1 protein-coding gene and 1 pseudogene are annotated in these 2085 nt (G+C 48.3%); both read left to right on the forward strand.

The genetic code is table 11. The annotated features are described in order from the left end of the window. Positions 1-664 (forward strand): annotated as a pseudogene (locus JGK36_RS00005) (hypothetical protein); the annotation flags it as partial. A gap of 220 nt (positions 665-884) precedes the next feature. Next, positions 885-1805, forward strand: a complete 921-nt coding sequence (locus tag JGK36_RS00010) for an NAD(+) kinase (RefSeq protein WP_293199260.1) — start codon at positions 885-887, stop codon at positions 1803-1805. Positions 1806-2085: the final 280 nt, after the last annotated feature.

A 2085-nucleotide genomic window follows, 5' to 3' on the forward strand; every position in this document is an offset into this window, starting at 1 on the left:
TGCTGACTGGGGCGGGCAAGATGCCCACCCCACAGTCAAATTACTCAACAGTGGAACAGGCATCTTGCCTGTTGCTGACTGGGGCGGGCAAGATGCCCAACCCCTACTCCCCACAGTCAAATTACTCAACAGTGGAACAGGCATCTTGCCTGTTGCCCAGAATGCAGTATCACAAACAAAAATAGCAATTAGACAAGTCAGCGAATTGGCAGATGCGATCGACTCTAACGGATTCATGCCTATATCAGGAAGTTACAATCCCAACACATATTATCGACAACGCGCTTACGTTTCAGGCAAGTACGATCGCGACTACGAAGACTTCAACCTCAGCGGCAAACAAGCAACAGCCTTTAATTCAGTCGTAGCATTTACCAAAACTCGGAAAATCCCCCTAATTTTCGTCAATTTGCCCCTCACCGACGACTACCTAGATCCAACTCGTCGGTGGGCAGAACAGCAGTTTAGACAACGAATGCAGCAACTCTCGCGACAAAAAGGATTCGCCTTCCGCGACTTGTCCCAGCGGTGGCCAAATCGCAACGACTATTTCTTAGATCCCAGCCACCTCAACCGTTTTGGGGCGATCGCAGTTTCTCGCATCCTCGCCTCCGATACCAGCATTATTTGGCCGCAGCCCAAATCCCGAAGTATTGATGGGTAATCAATACCATTTTCGATGGGCGATTTTCGATTAAACAATGGGGAATTCTCGTTCCCCGGCGCTGCCGAGGAACGCAGATGCTTTGGCTATGCCTCGCAATTTTCAAGAATAGTTTAATATCTAAAATGATGTCCGAAATCAATTTGTGCGATCGAACATTTTGAGATTTTTTAGTTCAGTCTAAAATCCCAAACCCCAAATCCCAAATCCCAAATTAATTGTGCAACTAAAACAAGTAATTATCGCCCACAAAGCCCGAGACACCCTCAGCCAGCGGTGGGCAGAACAATGTGCCCGCCAGTTAGAAAGTCGCGGATGTCAAGTTTTAATGGGCCCCAGCGGCCCGAAAGATAACCCGTATCCGGTGTTTTTAGCTTCTAGTAACAGCCCGATCGATCTAGCCGTAGTTCTCGGCGGCGACGGTACCGCCCTGGCTGCTGCGCGGAATTTGGCTGCTGACGGCATCCCGATTTTAGCTGCGAATGTAGGCGGACATCTGGGTTTTTTAACCGAGTCTTTTGAGGATTTCCAAAATACTGAGGAGATTTGGGACAGACTAGCCGAAGATAGGTATGCCGTGCAGAAGCGGATGATGTTGCAGGCGGCGGTTTTTGAGGGAAACAGAACTAATCTTGAACCGGAAAGCGATCGATTTTTGGCACTTAATGAAATGTGTGTCAAACCTGCTTCTGCCGATCGAATGCCGAGCTGTATTCTAGAAATGGAAGTTGACGGCGAAGTAGTCGATCAATATCAAGGCGACGGTTTAATTGTGGCAACCCCTACCGGTTCGACTTGCTACACCGCATCTGCCAACGGGCCGATTATCCACTCGGGAATGGATGCGATCGCAGTTACTCCGATTTGCCCTTTAAGTTTATCCAGCCGGGCTGTAGTTTTGCCGCCCGGTTCCGTCGTCAGCATTTGGCCCTTAGCAGATTACGAACTCAGTACAAAACTCTGGATGGACGGCATTTTAGCTACAGCAATTTGGCCCGGACAGCGCGTAGATGTGCGGATGGCAGACTGCGAAGCCAAATTTATCATTTTGCGGGAAAACTATTCTTATTACGGCACATTGAGGGAAAAACTTCAGTGGGCCGGAGCCCGAATTCGGTACACCAACAATCACCGCAATTAATCCACATCATCAACCGTTCAATTAGGTACGTAGTTGCGCTTCAGCGCTCTTTTGCAAAATCTAGAAAAGAGCGCTTTAATTAGGTACGTAGTTGCGCTTAAGCGCTCTTTTGCAAAATCTCTAAAAGAGCGCTTCAATTAGGTACGTAGTTGCGCTTAAGCGCTCTTTTCCACAATCTCCGAAAGAGCGCTTCAATTAGGTACGTAGTTGCGCTTAAGCGCTCTTTTCCACAATCTCCGAAAGAGCGCTCAAGCGCAACTACGTACCTTAAGATTTGGAC

Origin of the sequence: Microcoleus sp. PH2017_35_SFW_U_B, from assembly GCF_020737865.1 — a bacterium.
Lineage (GTDB): Bacteria > Cyanobacteriota > Cyanobacteriia > Cyanobacteriales > Microcoleaceae > Microcoleus.